Source organism: Bradyrhizobium guangdongense, assembly GCF_006483445.1.
Taxonomy (GTDB): Bacteria; Pseudomonadota; Alphaproteobacteria; order Rhizobiales; family Xanthobacteraceae; genus Bradyrhizobium; species Bradyrhizobium guangdongense_A.
Window position 1 is genome coordinate 1 of record NZ_PPPT01000196.1, and the last position, 1,088, is coordinate 1,088.

The window sequence follows — 1,088 nt, forward strand, 5'->3', positions numbered from 1 at the left end:
GCCTGATCGTGCTGGCGGAACCGATCGTGCGGTTGCTGTTTGAGCACGGCGCCTTCTCGGCGAGCGATAGCGCTGCGACCGCGCGGGCGCTGATGCTGTTGGCGCTCGGCCTGCCCGCCCATGTTCTGATCAAGGCGCTGTCGCCCGCCTTCTACGCGCGCAACGACACGATGACGCCGCTGCTGGCGACCGCGAAGGGTTTTGTGGTCGCGGTGGCGCTGGCGTTCCTGCTCGGCCACCTGTTCGGCGCGACGGGCATCGCCGCCGGCATCGCGGCCGGTGCCTGGAGCAGCGCGGCGTCCCTGCTGCGCAAGGGCGCAAGCGAGTTCGGCTTTGCCGTCGACGAAGCCGCACAGCGCCGGCTGCCGCGGATCGTGCTTGCCGCGCTCGCGATGGGCGCCCTGCTTTGGCTGACCTCGGGGCTGGCGCCCGCCGGCCGCCACGGTGTTGTCAGGCTCATCGCTGTCGCCCTCCAGATTGCGGCCGGAATTGCGGTGTACGCCCTGCTGATCCAGACCCTGGGCGTCGCCTCCTGGCGCGAGGCGGTTAACGCCCTGAAACGGCCGGCTCCGCGCGACCAGGGCGCTTGAACACGGCGAAATACACTTGACGGCGCAGCCCTGCTGTTGGAAACGACGGCACCTCAGGAAGGCTTCCAGGACCGCTTGCCATGCCATTCGTTGAACGGGTTTTTTCGGGCGTCCAGCCGACGGGCAATCTGCACCTCGGCAACTATCTCGGCGCGATCGTCAACTTCGTGAAGATGCAGCAGACTCATAACTGCATCTATTGCGTCGTCGACATGCATGCGATCACGCAGAGCCTGGACGTTTGGGGCGGACCGGCCGAGCTCGCGCGCAACACCCGCGAGGTGACCGCGGCGTTCATCGCGGCCGGCATCGACCCGAAGAAGCACATCGTGTTCAACCAGAGCCAGGTCTCCGGCCACGCCGAGCTCGCCTGGATCTTCAACTGCGTCGCGCGCCTGGGCTGGCTCAACCGCATGACCCAGTTCAAGGAGAAGGCGGGCAAGGATCGCGAGAACGCCTCGGTCGGTCTCTACGACTATCCGGTGCTGATGGCGGCTG

The 1,088-nt window shown here is 67.0% G+C and carries 1 protein-coding gene and 1 pseudogene; both read left to right on the forward strand.

The annotated features are described in order from the left end of the window. A partial coding sequence (locus C2U70_RS26820) for a lipid II flippase MurJ (RefSeq protein ID WP_186294494.1) occupies positions 1-590 on the forward strand: 590 nt, incomplete at its 5' end. An 80-nt stretch (positions 591-670) separates the two neighbouring features. Beyond that, positions 671-1,088 (forward strand): annotated as a pseudogene (locus C2U70_RS26825) (tryptophan--tRNA ligase); the annotation flags it as partial.